General features: G+C 30.7%; 13 protein-coding genes. 8 read left to right on the top strand and 5 right to left on the bottom strand.

The genetic code is table 11. The features are described from left to right. Positions 1 to 118: 118 nt before the first annotated feature. Complete coding sequence (locus KPL44_RS11130) at positions 119 to 490, top strand: hypothetical protein (protein WP_216249920.1); 372 nt, start codon at positions 119 to 121, stop codon at positions 488 to 490. Positions 491 to 564: 74 nt separating this feature from the next. Here the strand turns inward: KPL44_RS11130 and KPL44_RS11125 are convergent, their stop codons facing one another. Further along, complete coding sequence (locus KPL44_RS11125) at positions 565 to 3,639, bottom strand: pectate lyase family protein (RefSeq protein WP_216249917.1); 3,075 nt, start codon at positions 3,637 to 3,639, stop codon at positions 565 to 567. Positions 3,640 to 3,977: 338 nt separating this feature from the next. Here KPL44_RS11125 and KPL44_RS11120 point away from each other — a divergent pair, with 338 nt between their 5' ends. Both KPL44_RS11120 and KPL44_RS11115 read left to right on the top strand, forming a co-directional pair. Beyond that, positions 3,978 to 4,124, top strand: coding sequence for an aspartyl-phosphate phosphatase Spo0E family protein (locus tag KPL44_RS11120; protein ID WP_216249913.1), 147 nt, complete (start codon positions 3,978 to 3,980; stop codon positions 4,122 to 4,124). A 149-nt stretch (positions 4,125 to 4,273) separates the two neighbouring features. Continuing rightward, complete coding sequence (locus KPL44_RS11115) at positions 4,274 to 5,359, top strand: GerMN domain-containing protein (protein ID WP_216249910.1); 1,086 nt, start codon at positions 4,274 to 4,276, stop codon at positions 5,357 to 5,359. A gap of 66 nt (positions 5,360 to 5,425) precedes the next feature. Here KPL44_RS11115 and KPL44_RS11110 read toward each other — a convergent pair whose 3' ends face one another. Continuing rightward, a complete protein-coding gene (locus tag KPL44_RS11110) occupies positions 5,426 to 6,391 on the bottom strand; it encodes a hypothetical protein (RefSeq protein WP_216249908.1) in 966 nt (321 codons plus the stop codon). A 215-nt stretch (positions 6,392 to 6,606) separates the two neighbouring features. Here KPL44_RS11110 and KPL44_RS11105 point away from each other — a divergent pair, with 215 nt between their 5' ends. The 3 genes from KPL44_RS11105 to KPL44_RS11095 all read left to right on the top strand — a co-directional run bounded on the left by KPL44_RS11105 (position 6,607) and on the right by KPL44_RS11095 (position 8,388). After that, positions 6,607 to 7,242, top strand: coding sequence for an NAD(P)-dependent oxidoreductase (locus KPL44_RS11105; protein WP_216249906.1), 636 nt, complete (start codon positions 6,607 to 6,609; stop codon positions 7,240 to 7,242). Positions 7,243 to 7,262: 20 nt separating this feature from the next. Next, positions 7,263 to 7,889 carry a DsbA family protein gene (locus KPL44_RS11100; protein WP_216249904.1) on the top strand — a complete coding sequence of 209 codons (627 nt, stop codon included), beginning with the start codon at positions 7,263 to 7,265 and terminating at the stop codon, positions 7,887 to 7,889. 67 nt (positions 7,890 to 7,956) lie between these two features. After that, positions 7,957 to 8,388 carry an Rrf2 family transcriptional regulator gene (locus KPL44_RS11095; RefSeq protein ID WP_216249900.1) on the top strand — a complete coding sequence of 144 codons (432 nt, stop codon included), beginning with the start codon at positions 7,957 to 7,959 and terminating at the stop codon, positions 8,386 to 8,388. Positions 8,389 to 8,477: 89 nt separating this feature from the next. Here the strand turns inward: KPL44_RS11095 and KPL44_RS11090 are convergent, their stop codons facing one another. From KPL44_RS11090 to KPL44_RS11080, 3 genes are all read right to left on the bottom strand, one after another. Continuing rightward, positions 8,478 to 9,563 carry an ornithine cyclodeaminase family domain gene (locus tag KPL44_RS11090; protein ID WP_216249895.1) on the bottom strand — a complete coding sequence of 362 codons (1,086 nt, stop codon included), beginning with the start codon at positions 9,561 to 9,563 and terminating at the stop codon, positions 8,478 to 8,480. A gap of 46 nt (positions 9,564 to 9,609) precedes the next feature. Continuing rightward, on the bottom strand, positions 9,610 to 10,683 hold the full coding sequence (locus KPL44_RS11085; protein ID WP_216249893.1) for an ornithine cyclodeaminase family domain: 1,074 nt from the start codon (positions 10,681 to 10,683) through the stop codon (positions 9,610 to 9,612). A 156-nt stretch (positions 10,684 to 10,839) separates the two neighbouring features. Further along, positions 10,840 to 11,307 carry an S-ribosylhomocysteine lyase gene (locus KPL44_RS11080; RefSeq protein ID WP_216249891.1) on the bottom strand — a complete coding sequence of 156 codons (468 nt, stop codon included), beginning with the start codon at positions 11,305 to 11,307 and terminating at the stop codon, positions 10,840 to 10,842. Between the two features lie 351 nt (positions 11,308 to 11,658). Here KPL44_RS11080 and KPL44_RS11075 point away from each other — a divergent pair, with 351 nt between their 5' ends. Next, positions 11,659 to 13,461 carry a peptidoglycan D,D-transpeptidase FtsI family protein gene (locus tag KPL44_RS11075; protein ID WP_216249889.1) on the top strand — a complete coding sequence of 601 codons (1,803 nt, stop codon included), beginning with the start codon at positions 11,659 to 11,661 and terminating at the stop codon, positions 13,459 to 13,461. A 350-nt stretch (positions 13,462 to 13,811) separates the two neighbouring features. After that, entirely contained in the window at positions 13,812 to 15,209 is a 1,398-nt protein-coding gene (locus tag KPL44_RS11070) for a sensor histidine kinase (RefSeq protein ID WP_216249886.1), read from the top strand. The last annotated feature ends 22 nt before the right edge of the window (positions 15,210 to 15,231 follow it).

Genomic DNA, 15,231 nt, shown 5'->3' with positions numbered 1-15,231 from the left:
TCCTTAATGTTTAATGTTATAGTATATATATGCATGTTATGACAAAGAATATACAACCCATTTTGTACTTAAAGGAGGGATAGTTATTTTACCGAAAAAAGGAACACGTCAGTGGATTATGGTTTTTGTTTTTTATACAATAATAACATTTTTAAGTTTACTTACAACCAGAGTCATGCTTGCAAGTGAACTATTATCTAGGCCTATATTGGGTTTGCTTATAATATCTGTAGCCTCTAGTTTAATTCCATGCATAGGTGGTTTTTTAGGTAAACGGATTTTCTTTATAATTTATACATTTTGTACCATAGTAGCTATAATTTATATGTTTTATATTGTGATGGTCAATACTTCACCTGGCTGGGGTGACTTAACCAGTATTATAGGTTATCTATTTATAATTGCAGTTGGAACTGTTTTAGCTTTAGTAACAGAGGTACTTAGTTACTTTATTAAAACAAAATTAATTAAAAATAAAAAACTATGGTAAATTATTGATTTACCATAGTTTTTTTGTAATTATTACTGTAAATAACTCTACTATTTATAAGTTTTCGCTTTTACTTATTTTGATGTACCAAATACAGCGCCCATTGTTTTGTATACACTTGAATTTGCCATCATTAGTAATCCTTGAGTATTAACTGTTTCATCTGCATTTCTCCATAACTTATGAACATTTGCACCTAGTGCTGGAGATGTTATACTTACAAAATCTGCTGCGCTGACACCTGCTGAGTTTAGTGTCCCTCTAGTTGCCAAATTACTTGAGTATATATTTTGTTTATCTTTTATAAAATAATATTTGCCACCATTTTGAAAACTACAGTTTGTTGCAACGCCAATGTATTTATCACTTGAAACTTTTGTATTGCTAAATGAAATTAAATTCTCAAAAACATTATGTGAAGCAGATGTCCTAGCAAAGTCAAAGTTTGACTTTTTACCATCAGCTTGACTGTTATTAAATGACGTGCAATTTTTTACTGTGATTGTTCCAGGGTTAGAGTTATCTGTAAAACCATGGTTCTTATTTTCAAATGAAATACAGTTGATAACTGAGTGATCACCTGCAATACCTGAACCCCCTAATTTAAATCCATTACCATCACTGTTTTTTGTGTATTTACCTGCCGTTGTTTGTCCATTTCTAAAAGCAATACAATTTTTAATTGTTACTGCACCTATTGGACCTGTTTCTGATTTAGAAAATAAATCCCAACCATCGTCTACATTATTGTATGAAATACAACCATCGAATACATTCCCTTCACCACATGTTAGCTTTGCTCCAAAGCCATCAGCATTTTCTCCAGTTTTAGGATCTGAATTATTAAATGATGTAGAATTAATGATTTGATTGTTAGTAGGCCATAAATCCATAGTTGCAAGGTTAGAACTACGACGGCTAATTTGTAGTCCTGAATCCCTATTAGCTTCTAATACACAGTACTCTACAATATTATTGTTACCACATAGGAATATACCATTATCAGCTGCCCCAGTTACTCTTATGCCGTATACATGCCAATAATTTCCTTCCATTTGAAGACCTCTAGCATTTAAACTTGTATCTACCATATTATATGGTTGTGATGAGAAATCTAATGTTACATTTGCGCCTTGGCAAGGTTTTATTGTTTTATATGCGCTAGCAGTCCCATTGTTTCCTACTGGTATTGTTAATTGCTTGCTATAAGAGTAAGTACCATTCATCAATAAAATTGTACCTCCTGCTTTTACAGAAGCGATTGCAGTTTCAAGTGACATTGGACTTTCTTGTGTTCCAGTACCTGTTGTTGTCCCTAAAGGTGAAGTATAAATTGCATTTGCAATATTAGCATCAGTTTTTAAAACTAAACCACTTGTTGTAACTTTATCACCAGAACTTAAAACTGCAGTTGATTTAACTAAAGCTGTTGTTTCACTTACTAAATTTCCTCCAACAGATACTAAATCAGATTTATAACTCTTAATTTTAGTCATTAATTCATTATTTACTTCAGATTTTACATCATCAGCATCTGTAAAATTCCACTTAAAATCTCCACCATCTACTCTTCCTGCATAAGTAGTAACGTTACTTTCTACATTTTCCGGTGCATCCGGTACATATTTATACATTAATGAACTTGTATCGAAATTATTATACGTGTTTCCTCCACTTACAGATTTATACATGCTTGGAACTTGTTCATTTCTTGCCGATGCTAAATATGCATCAAATTGAGTTGCATCATCCTTAGAATAAATAACCTTTGTTGCTCCTTCTACTTTATTATTATATGCCTTAATCATACCTCCTGCTTCACCTGAGAAGGTCCCTACACTGCCACCAGAAATATCAGAACCCTGTAGCGATGATAACATTGGGTATTTACAATTTCTAAAATAGTTATCTTCTACAAAAGCTGACGCACCTTTTGTAACCCCAACTCCATATTTTGAATTCCCATCAAAATAGTTATTATAAATATGAATTGTCCCAACTCTAATACGTGGTTGTCTTGAATCTGAGTGATCGAACCAATTATGATGATAAGTTACATAGAAATTTTCCGTGTCACTCATACCACAAAGTGAACATTTACCAGAATCATAAAAATGATTGTATGCAACTGTAACATAAGTTGATTTTTTTACATCACAAGAGCCATCACCCTTTACTTGATCAGCATCGCTTCCAGCTGCCCCATAAAAAATATCATTATTATGAACCCAAATATTTTCATTGTCTGTATCAAGTGAAATACCGTCATCTGGGAATAACATGACGCCCATATTTCTAAATTCTACATTGTGACAATCTCTAATAAGAACTCCCCATCCATAAGCAGTAGCATCTTCCCCTACGCCCTCGAATGTAACATTGTAACACCCTTTTAATTGTAAATATCCAGTACTATTAAGACCAGTAATATCAGCAGCTTTAATTTCACCTACCATACGAATAATAAGTGGGCGTTTATCATAACCCTTTTGACGTTTTGCTAAAATATCAGTAATACCTGTACACAATGTTTCGGTTCCCTTAATATTTGTTATAATATTTGCTGTTACTTTATTTACATTACTTGCTGTAATGTACACAATTTTAGCATTACTTGCTACTGTACCATCATCTTTATATCCACCTGAGCCTGTACCCATCGGCGATCCAGAAGCAAAAGCAAACCCTTCTCTTGTATTTGCTTTTACTTTAATAGTTTTTGTAATTACTTGTTCTAAACTAGCTTCTTTATTATTTATGGTAGGCACTATTTTCATCACATAATCGCCTTGTGAAAGACCTAAAACATCAGCTCTAAAATATGATGAATATTTTCTGATTAATTGATTATCTAATTGTTTATATTCAGAATCTGTTGCACTTGCTAATTTGCAATAAACATTGTACCCAGTTGCACCTTTAGCCTCAGCCCATTCAACATTTGCTGACTCCAACCACCCATTACTTTCTAATATTGATACTGTATTTCCCACACTTTGTGTGTTTTCTAATGATACAGAACTTAAATTATAGGTTGAAGCGCTGGCACTTAAACACGTTGTCATAACCACTGATGATGCTAATACAGCTAACATTAGTTGTTTTGAAATTTTTTTAACTTGATTACTTGTTAATGATTTTTTTGCCATTTGATTACCCCCTCTTTTATTTTGTTCACGTTAACATGAAAGCGTTTACTTTATTCTTTTTAAAAATATACATTTGATCACAATATATATTTATATTCAATATATTACACATAAAGTAAATAATTGTCAATAATTAAATTCTACCTATTCCTAAGTTTACGTTAATTAAGATGTTATTAACTTTAATAATCAATTTTCTAAATTTTTCACTATTTTTCCCCCTTAAATTTAACTTCCCTAACGTATTTATAAATAAGAATAAATTTCTGTTTTAGTGCAATCATTATTAATCTATTAGTTGATAAAATTTATTATAAGTTATGAAGGGAATGATGTTAATGAGTAATATCATGCTTACTATAGAAAATTTAAGAGAAGAATTAGAAAACCTTATCGTACTAAAAGGCTTAAGTCATACATCTGTATTAAGATTAAGCCAAATATTAGATAATTATATATTAGAATATTATACAAATGAATATTAAAAATAGTCAATTTAACAGCCCTCTTCCACAATTAAAACTGTATTTTATTATTTAGCAAATAAGGGTATTATAATAGCTGATAATAATGGGTACAATATTAGTGTAAATTTGAATTTATATAAAGTAGGAAACAGGGGGCATGTGCTGATATGAGAAAAAGCATTCGCATTTTATTAGTTATTGTTACATTTGTTTTACTAACTTGTTGTTACAAAGGATCAACAGTTAAAAGTACTATTTCAAATAACATAAGTAGTACAACACCTAAAGCTTGTAATTCAAAGTTGACTTCCCGAGCAGCTAAGATAGGTGACTACTATCCTTTTGAAAAAGGCACAAAGTATATGTACACTGGTGCTGGCAATGAATATAACACTTATTCTGTCTATGTGGACTATTTAATAGGAAATCGAGAACAGATTATAGTTAACAATGGTTGTACGGAGGCGATAAAAGTACTCGAAAATAAAGATGGAGAATTAAGACTTATCTCTTCTAAAAATGAGATTTATTATAGAGAAAATTTCACTTACCAAATTAATAATAACCCTGAAATTTTACTTAAGCAACCACTTACTAAAGGTACTTCTTGGACATTGAAAGATGGAAGTAAACGAACCATAACCAATGTTAAAGTTGCTATAAAAACTCCATTAGCTAGTTATGAATGTATAGAGGTTACAACTGTGAGAAAAGACACCACATCCAAAGATTATTATGCAGCTAATATTGGATTAGTTAAGACAATGTACACAAATGATGGTAAAGTAACTTCTTCATTAAGTAAGATAGAGAAAAGGGTACCCCTCGTTCAAACAGTTAAATTCTATTATCCAAATGCAAAGAACAGTATGAATTATGTTACAGATAAAAAACTTTCCTTTAATACAAATGATATAACCAAAAAAATATTTGAGAACTATTTAAGAGAAGTTCCAAATAATAATGTAGGAAAATTAATTAGTGATAACACAAAAATTAAAAGTCTTTATTTAAATAAAGATAATATGGTATACCTTGACTTTTCAAAGGAATTCACGCAGGAAATGAATACCTACAGTGCTTATGAAAATCAGATACTTCAATGTATTACTAATACATTTGGTGATTATTATATGGTGAAAAAAGTTTATATAACCGTGGAGGGTAAACCTTATAGTTCAGGTAATATTTTAATGAAAAAAGGTGAAGCTTTTATTGTAGATTACAAAAACATAATAGTGCTTACACAATGATAAAGTAACCCTATATCATTGATATGGGGTTACTCTAGGCGATATATTTTATGTATAGATGTTTTTCTATAAACATTTTCCAGGATCAATCTTTATTAAATTCCAATTCCCCTTTTCATCCTTTTTATATTGTGCTATCTCTATATCAGTATCATTAGTTAATTGAAAAAATATAAACTTATAATCATTACCATCTGTACCTTTGAAATATATATTTTTTACATATCCTTCTTGTTTTGTTGGATACCTTTCCTTTACGAGTTTACACCAATCTCCATATTTAATATCCACTACAAATTCAGCATTATGACTCCAACCATGATAAGGTGCACATAAAAAATCTTCTCCGAAAAGTTTAACATCGGAAATTTTATACAAATTACCTTCTTTTGATATTTCAATAAAAGCATAATAATAAGCAAAATTAGAGATATTATCTTCTGTACCTTTAATAGTTTCAATCTCAGCAAAGTATTTCATTTTATCTAAATTTTCATTTAATTCAGGAACCTTTTTTAGTTTTATTAGATTTATATGAAGAATATTTTCAAAAGATTTAAGGTACTCAGTGTAATTTAACTTATCTCTATATCTAGATGATAAAAAATTATATGCTACTGGGTAGGGTATTTGAGCATTGCCAAGTGTTCCACAGCCTGCTCCCTTCCCTTCTATTGGGTTCGCTGCTTCCCTTAAAAGACTGAAATAATTAATTATTGTATCTTCTGGAGTTTTAAAAAGACTACTGGGTAATGTAATTTCAGAGGGCTTTTTATCATAGAACTTATTAAAAAATCTATAATCATTAAACCTATCATTAATAGAAGGTAATTTTGATGGTCTAAAATATTTATCTGTATCTTTTCCTTCCCTATCACTAAACTGCTTATAAAACCGTCCTCCCATTGTTATCTTTATAGGATTTCTATTTTGATAATATACAATGGAAATAATTAATGTTAATAATAAAACTGTTAATAACCCAATAATAATTTGAAAAGCATTATTCTCATTTAATTTTATAGGGTTCATCTATTGCCTACCTTTTTAATATTATTATTTTAAATATTATATTAAATAAAGTTTTATAATAGACTCCCCTAAATAAAACTGTATTAAGAATAAAAAAATGATTGACATTCTTTTAAGTTGTAACTATAATGAGTACAACAGCAATTGTAATCATCATAATTACATCATTAAGTTATAACTTAATGTTTAAAATTATAAATTGGAGGATGATATATATGAAAATAGTAATTATAGGTTCAAATGGCAATGTAGGTAAGGTGATATTGAATGAAGCTATATCAAGAAATTATGAGGTTACAGCAATTGTCCATAATCAATCAAAATATATAAATGAGCATGACAATTTAAAAATAATTCAGGCAGATGCGTTTGATGAAAAAAGCTTAGTAAATGCGATAAAAGGAAATGACCTTGTTATTAGTGCCTTTGGACCTAAGCCAGGCGACGAAGGTAGTTTACTAGTTGTTACAAAAAATCTAATAAATGCAACGAAAAAAGCTTTGGTACCTCGACTTATCGCTATCGGTGGAGCAGGAAGTTTATATGTTGCTCCTGGCTTAAAATTGGTTGATTCAGAAAGCTTTCCTACTGACTGGAAACCAATCGGCTTAGCACACAGCGGTGCCTTAGAACTTTATAAAAATGAAAATGAACTTGACTGGACAGTTTTAAGCCCAGCAGCACTATTTGAAGCCGGAATCCGAACTAGGAAATATAACATTGGCAAAGATAATTTAATTGTAGATGAGCAAGGAGAAAGCAAAATTTCATTTGAGGACTATGCGCTGGCTCTTCTTAACGAAGTTGAAAATCCAGAATTCTCTCGTGAAAGATTTACTATCGGATACTAATATTTTAGGAGGTAAAAGACATGAAAAATAAAATATATTATGTTATGGATACAATGTGTGGATGGTGTTATGGTTTTAGTGATGTTATTACTAAAATCCATGAAAAACATAAGGATAAATATGACTTTGAAATAATACCTGGAGGTATGTGGGTAGGTGATGAAGTAAAAAAAATGGATACTTCTTTAGGTGAATATATAAAAATCAACAACGTTAGAGTAGAGGCCTTAACTGGTGTTCACTTCGGTGAAGCCTTTAATAAAAATGTATTAGGTGGCGGTAATAGAGTTCTAGATAGCTTGCCAGGTGCAAAGGCAATGGTTCTCTTTCAAAAATTAAATAGAGATATGTCCTTTGATTTTCTAAAAAAAATTCAAGAAGCATTTTTCGTAAACGGTCAAGATATGAATGATATTACTGTTTATACTAAAATCGCCGAAAGTTTTGGTATTTCTAAAAGAGACTTTGAAGAAATATTTCTTTCACAAGAATTGAGTGAAGAAACTTTTGACTGCTTTAAAAAAGGTCAAAAATTAGGGGTACAGAGTTTTCCAACAGTTATTCTTGAAAAAGGAAACAAAAGGACAATCATCGCTCAAGGCTATAGCAGTTTTGAAGAACTTGATAAAATTCTATTAAGGAAATAAATTATTGAAGAAATAAATTTATGTAATAATATTTAAAAGCTGTATTTAGCTAAAAAGGAGTTTGATTATGAAAATAAGTAGTCGATTCACTGTAGCAGTCCACATACTATCTCTTCTATCCATTTATCCAAATCCATTGCCAACTTCAGATATGATTGCAGGCAGTGTGAATACTAACGCAGTAGTAATTAGAAGAATACTTGGAATGCTTAAAGGTGCAGGACTTGTTGATATGAAACGTGGAACAGGAGGTTCATATCTTACTAAGCATATTGAAGATATAAATTTATTAGAAGTATACAAAGCGGTAGATGTAGTGGACACTGGTGGTTTATTTCAAGTTCATCAAAATTCAAATATAAATTGTCCCATAGGTGCAAACATTCAATCTGTTATTGAAGTAACATTGTTTAGTGCACAAGAATCAATGGAAAATGTTCTAAAAAATGTTACCATGCTTGATGTTGTTTCGGATTTCAATGAAAAGATTAATAAATAATGAAAAAGGAAGCTTACAAAAGCTTCCTTTTTATATAGAAATATATATACTTCTAATATCTATCATTTAAACAAACATAATTGTAAATATTATTTTATTAATCCTTCCGCTACATTTGTTATAAAATCTTGGACATTTGTAACCAATGTTTTAACTTCTAATGTTCCTCTGTCAGATAATTTGTTAACAGAGAACTCTTGTATATCAATAGAATATATATATACCGGTCTAACAACCCCATCTTTTACAGTATATGATGGAGTCATATTTCCTGCTGCTATCGTGTGGAGTACTGATGATAAACATATGAGCATAGTTGCATTTCTAGTATGTTTTCTCATAGCATCTTGAGACTCATACACATTATCATAAACATCTGGTAATGTATACCTATCTCTTATACTACTAGCAAGTACTACAGGAACATCATTTTCCTGGCAAGCTTTTAATATACCGTCTTTAACTAACCCTGAATTTATCAATCCTTTAAGCGAACCTATTCTTCTAGCTTCATTTATAGTTGCAATATAGTTATAATGAGCAGTTTCACGTGACTCAAAGGTTTCCTGACCTGAAACTGTTTTGAACATTGCCTTTTCTAAATCATAGGTAGCAAAGTTATTTCCAGATAAAACAGCTTGAGCATAACCATTTTCAACAATTGAAGTAAAAGCAGCTCTTGATTCATAATCTAATGCAATTGAAGGTCCTAGGACCCAAACTATTTTTCCCTCGTGGTCCTTTTCATATTGCATAATTTTATATAATTCATCGTAATCTTTAGAAAAGGCTGTTTCTCTTGATCTCCCGGTTCTAAATGCAAAGGTATCAGCCTCTCCCTTCTGAGTAATAAAACCATTAGTATACATATATATACCTTCACTTCCATCTTCAGATCTTCCTACGACAACATTATCTCCAATTTTTAAATTTCTAAATTCTACAATATCTATGCCACCACTCGGAGTAACAATTGCAACGCTATCCATACGGCTTCCACTCGCGAGTATCCAATTACCTTTTATTTTAAAATACTCAGGATATATTGATAATGCATGATAACCACTATGAGCAACCCCTTCTTTAATTACTTTTTTGATTTTGCAGTTCGGAGATTTAATAAAAAATTCATGTCCGAAATCTGGTGGTGTAAACTTTGGTAGCTCAAAAGTCATTTAAATTGTCCCCCTAATTGATATGATAATTTATTTTAGTGCAATATTAACATAAGTTTTTTTGAACTTTAACTACAAAATCTTGAACATTAGTAACTATCGTTTTAATACCTATGTATTCTCTGGCAACTGATACTTGATTAACAGCATATTCAGAAATGTCTACGCAGTAAAAATATATTGGTCTTACTTTTCCATCGCAAACTCTATAAGATGAAGTCAAATTTGCAGTTGCAACTGAATGAAGAACAGTAGCAAGACAAATTATTACTGTTGCTTTATCTGTTTCTTCTTTCATAGCATCAAGTCCGCAAGATACATCATGATAAACCTGAGGAAGTGGCCCGTCATCCCTTATAGACCCAGCAAGGACTATAGGTATTTTCTTCTCTATCGCGGTTTTCATAAATCCATCTTTTATATTTCCTTCATCAAGTAATGCTTCTACCGAGCCTGCGCGTCTAGCCTCATTTATTAGATCTAAATGATTATAATGACCCATTGGAGCAGATTCTTGAGTATATATATTTTGACCGAGGGCTGTCCCTAGTAACCCTCCCTCTAGATCATGAGTTGCCATGGCATTCCCAGCCATAAGAGAATCAACATACCCATTGGCGCAAAGTACAGATAAAGCGGCTCTAGTATCATAATCAAAAACTACAGCTGGGCCTAGAACCCAAACTATATATCCATTATTTTGTTTTTCATATTCTAGTAATTCATATAATTCTTTATAATCCCTTGAAAATGAAGATTCAACAGATCTCCCTGTTCCAATACTTTGTAAATTATCAAATCCACTAGTATGCTTATATACACCTTCACTTCCATCTTTAGCTTTCCCTAAAACAACTTTGTCATAAGTTTTAAGATTTCTAAATTCCACAATTTCTACTGTGTTGTTACCACGAACAACTGCAGTACATTCTATAGATGTTTGATTTGGTAGCACCCATTGTCCTTTAATTTTAAAATATTCAGGAAATATAGAAGTTATTAAGAAGCCCCTAGGTGCAACTCCATCTTTCTTAACCTCCCCTACTTTAACATCTGGTGCGTTCTCAAAAACACTCTGAGAGAAATCTGGCGGCACGAACTCTGGTAATTGAAAACTCATATAAGATCTCCCCCTTTATTGTAATGTATTTAAAATAATGTATATACTACATTATAAAATATAAGAAAGATACACAATATAATTTGTATATCTTTCTTATTTAGATATTCTATTAAATTTTTAGCACTGTCTATATACATAAGTAACGTTAAGATCTTAAGATTTTATTTCTGGATAAGTTACATTTAAAGAAGTTGCATTAAGAAGAGTATCAAGATATTCTTGTACATCTTTCTTTGCTCCTATTAGATCCATATCTGAATAATTACCACACTGGTCTGGTTGTGCTCCCGGTATCTCTCCTTCAAACGCTAGTATAAATTTCATCATATCTTTTACTACTTCAATACCCTTTGTCTTATCTATATTCCTCATGATCATATAGAAACCTGTTCTACAACCCATAGGTCCAAAGTAGATAACATCTTTAGCTATATCTTTATTCCTTAAATATGTGGCACCTATATGTTCAATAGTATGACAAGCACCTGTTGACATAACTTGTTCTCTATTAGGTTCTTTCATCCTAAGATCATAAGTAATGATGTCTCCATCTATCCTTGATTCATAAAAACCTCTTAATAATTTAATATGATTAACTTGAAAACTTGATATTACTTCCATTATTATCTCCTCCTAATTTTCTTTATACAATTTAAAATCATCTATCTCTCTTCAACATGCTATACCTTATTATAACATATCAGATATTAAATATTTACCCTAAATAATTTTAATAAGTAAAAATCACTGTTTTATCCTAATAAAATATTTAGCCACGGCTTACCCTTCTTATTTCTATCCATTTTAAAGGTGAGATTAGCCATCATTCCTTTAATAGAACAATTTTCTGTTTCTAGCATCTCAATTGTAGTTATTTTTGTGTGTAATGTAGTATAATATAGTATATATTAATGAAAAATGATTTAATATACATATTTTTAAACTAAAATATAAGGCAGGTTGGTGAACAAATTGAAAAGAAAAAAGCCTCGATGTAAAAGAATTTTTAGTATAGGTATAGCATTTTCTTTATTATTTAGTGCTTTAGTGGGCAGATTATTTTATGTAATGAGCATTCATGGTTCTAATTACAGAACGCTAGCAGTACAACAGCAAACTAAAAGTATAACAATAGCTCCTTATAGAGGAGAAATTCTAGACAGAAATGGCCTGCAATTGGCATTAAGCATTAATGTCTATAGGATAGATGCTGATTTAACTGTATTAAATAAGTATTTAGTTGATAATAAAATACCCGAAGGACAAGCCTCTGAAAAATTGGCAAAGATTCTTAATGTTAAAAGCAGCGATGTTGAAAAAATATTAAATACCCAGAATAGTGAAGGCAAATTACTTCAATTCGTATCGCTTAAAAGACAGGTTGAGCAAGAGGTAGTAGATTCTATTAATAATTTGAAATACAAAGGAATAATAATTTCAAGTGATGTTAAAAGAATATATCCAAACGATACTTTTCTCTCTCAGGTACTAGGACATATTAATTTAAATGGTTCTGGGGTTAATGGGGTAGAGCTGAGCTATAACAATTATTTAGCAGGTACCCCTGGCGTGAAAGTGGTTCAGCTGGACAGATTTAGTAACGAATTACCTTATACCGAAGCTGTTACGGTTAATCCTATAAATGGAAAAAATTTGACATTAACTATAGATGAACAAATTCAAGAGTTAGCTGAAAGAGTTGCTAAGGAAACTTTAGAAGAAAATGGTGCGAAATCTGTAAGTATAACAATTATGAATCCCAATAATGGTGAGGTTTTAGCAATGGCAAATTCGCCTGGTTATAATTTAAATGAACCTTATGCAAAGGGTAATACAAGCAGTCAATCAGAGGCTACATGGAGGAATACAGCTGTAAGCGATGTATTTGAGCCAGGATCAATCTTCAAGGTCATAATGGCTGCTGCTGGACTCCAATATAATTCTGTGACTGATAAATATCTTTTCACAAATAATGGCAGCATTAAGATTGGCAATAAAACATTGTACAACGATAATAAAGAACAGTATGGCGTTGAAACTTTTTCAGATATATTAAAAAACTCCGACAATGTTGGGTTTATAACTCTTGGACAAATGATTGGAAAAGAGAATCTTTATAAGTTTGCAAAAGACGCTGGAATTGGTAAAAAAACTAATATAGACTTGCCTGGAGAAGGCACTGGGTTAATAAAAGATTTAAAAAGCATTACACCACTTGATCTTGCTACGATGTCATATGGACAAGGTGTTGCAGTTACACAAATACAGTATATGGCAGCATTTAATGCAGTTGCTAATGGAGGTACATTGATAACGCCACATGTTATGAAAGAAATATCTCATAATATAAACGGTAAAACAGTTGTGGACAATAAATATAGTAATTTTAACAAAAGAACTATAATGAGCAGTAGTAAATCGGCTTTATTAAGAACATATTTGGAAACTGTCGTTAAAAAAGGAACTGCCGCTGGAACCTATATGGCTGGTTATCATATAGGTGGTAAGACAGGAACTGCTAATAAAGTTGATAGCGTCAGCGGTGGCTATATCTCCGGTAAATACATATCATCATTTGCAGGCATTGCTCCTGCCAGTAATCCAAAAGTAAGCTTAATAGTTACTATAGAGGAACCTAACTCAGATAACTATTATGCAGCCCAGACAGCAGTACCAGCATCAAAAAAAATATTTTCTGAGTTGTTTACAATAATGGGTATATCTCCAGATAACGTTAATAGTACAGTTAACAAAAATGCTACTAAGAAAAACTAAAGCAAAAAGCTGCGAATTTTGTTTTATATTATAAGTAGGATTAATATATTCTAAATATAGTAAACCCACATCTAATGATATGGGTTTATTTGTGATGGCATATATGAAATTACCATTCGACATAGAAAGATTAATTTTATCACCAATATTTATTTCATTCAGTCTGTTAAAAAGTTTTCCATAGCTTATAACATCGTGTGAGGCTAAAAAGATCTATAAGTATTTAATTTGCAATTTTGTTGTTTTATTGTCAATTATGTTATAATATATAGGAAATAATGAAAATTATGCTAAACAAAAAAATAATTATATAATAACAAAATATACGAAAAGTTTTAGGGGGGGGGAAAATGATAAATAAATCACGACTAGAAATCACAGATATTTTAGATATTGAATTACTCCAGAAGCTTCAAGATAACTTTTCAAAAAATATGGATATTGCAAGTGTTATTGTAGATATAAATGGTAATCCTGTTACAAAACCTAGTAGGTATACAAATTTTTGCACAAATTTTATTCAAAATTCAGTATTGGGGAATAATAAATGTTCAGAATCTCATCGAAAATGTGGAGAAGGTGCTGCAAAATCAGGTAAGCCATACATCAGCAGGTGTCATGCTGGTTTGATAGATTTTGCGGCTCCAATTTTAGTAAATGGAGAGCATATAGGAACTATATTGGGCGGGCAATTTTTAATAAACAAGCCATCAGTTTCAGATTTTAAAAATACAATAAAAGAACCAACTACTAGTGAAAATGGATTTTTAGAGGCACTTAGAGAAATTAATGTTATAGAAGAACAAAAATTGAAATTGGCTGTAGACGCTGTATTTATTATTGCCAATTCAATTTCGCAAATAGGCTATGAAAAATTAAATCTAAAATTAGATGCAAAAAAAATGAAAAACAGTATTTTAGATCAAAATAGATTATTAGAGGCATCTAGAAAATACAATATGGATCAATCAGAAATGTTTTCTTCTATGTCGCATGAATTAAAAACACCCCTTAATATTATTTTCAGTGCATTACAACTACTAGATAGTAAATATGATACTACGTCCGTAGCTCCTGATTATGAGATGTTTTCTAAATATTCAAAAGTAATGAAGCAAAATTGTTATAGATTGATAAAGCTTATTAACAATCTTATAGATATGAATAAGATTGAACTTGGTTTTTTTAAATTAGAATTGGCAAATGGAAATATTGTAAAAACTATTGAAGACATCACCCTATCTGTAGTTACTTATGCAAAAGCGAAGAAAATAAGTATAGTGTTCGATACGGATATAGAAGAAAAAATGACATCTTTTGATTCATGTAAATTTGAAAGAATAATGCTGAACATATTATCAAATGCAATTAAATTTACTGAAGCTGAAGGTGTAATAAATGTAAATATTTACGATAATGAAAACTATATACTTATAAAAATAAAGGATACAGGAATTGGAATACCACAGGACATGTTAAACGAAATTTTCAACACATATACCCAGGTTGATGATTCTCTTAGGGGGACTGTGGAAGGCAATGGAATAGGATTATCATTAGTAAAATCATTGGTAGAAATGCATGGAGGAGAAATAAGTGTTAAAAGTGAAATGGGTGTTGGAAGTGAATTTAATATTAAATTACCTATTAAGCTCATAGAATCTCAGATGTCTCACAGAAATAAAAATTATAATATAAATGATCCTATAGAGAAAATTAAAATTGAATTTTCAGATATATATTCTTAGTTGTTTTTAAAAATTTTCACTA

Origin of the sequence: Clostridium sp. DSM 17811 (genome assembly GCF_018861905.1) — a bacterium.
In the GTDB taxonomy this organism is placed as follows: domain Bacteria; phylum Bacillota; class Clostridia; order Clostridiales; family Clostridiaceae; genus Clostridium_AD; species Clostridium_AD frigoriphilum.
Note: the sequence above shows the minus strand (reverse complement) of the source record. Positions and strands in the feature narration are given on the sequence as shown.

Bases quoted from the DNA above. Each gene is read 5' to 3' on its own strand.
- KPL44_RS11130 (WP_216249920.1), top strand. From the start codon at position 119: ATGGTTTTTGTTTTTTATACAATAATAACATTTTTAAGTTTACTTACA.
- KPL44_RS11125 (WP_216249917.1), bottom strand. From the start codon at position 3,639: ATGGCAAAAAAATCATTAACAAGTAATCAAGTTAAAAAAATTTCAAAA.
- KPL44_RS11120 (WP_216249913.1), top strand. From the start codon at position 3,978: ATGAGTAATATCATGCTTACTATAGAAAATTTAAGAGAAGAATTAGAA.
- KPL44_RS11115 (WP_216249910.1), top strand. From the start codon at position 4,274: ATGAGAAAAAGCATTCGCATTTTATTAGTTATTGTTACATTTGTTTTA.
- KPL44_RS11110 (WP_216249908.1), bottom strand. From the start codon at position 6,391: ATGAACCCTATAAAATTAAATGAGAATAATGCTTTTCAAATTATTATT.
- KPL44_RS11105 (WP_216249906.1), top strand. From the start codon at position 6,607: ATGAAAATAGTAATTATAGGTTCAAATGGCAATGTAGGTAAGGTGATA.
- KPL44_RS11100 (WP_216249904.1), top strand. From the start codon at position 7,263: ATGAAAAATAAAATATATTATGTTATGGATACAATGTGTGGATGGTGT.
- KPL44_RS11095 (WP_216249900.1), top strand. From the start codon at position 7,957: ATGAAAATAAGTAGTCGATTCACTGTAGCAGTCCACATACTATCTCTT.
- KPL44_RS11090 (WP_216249895.1), bottom strand. From the start codon at position 9,563: ATGACTTTTGAGCTACCAAAGTTTACACCACCAGATTTCGGACATGAA.
- KPL44_RS11085 (WP_216249893.1), bottom strand. From the start codon at position 10,683: ATGAGTTTTCAATTACCAGAGTTCGTGCCGCCAGATTTCTCTCAGAGT.
- KPL44_RS11080 (WP_216249891.1), bottom strand. From the start codon at position 11,307: ATGGAAGTAATATCAAGTTTTCAAGTTAATCATATTAAATTATTAAGA.
- KPL44_RS11070 (WP_216249886.1), top strand. From the start codon at position 13,812: ATGATAAATAAATCACGACTAGAAATCACAGATATTTTAGATATTGAA.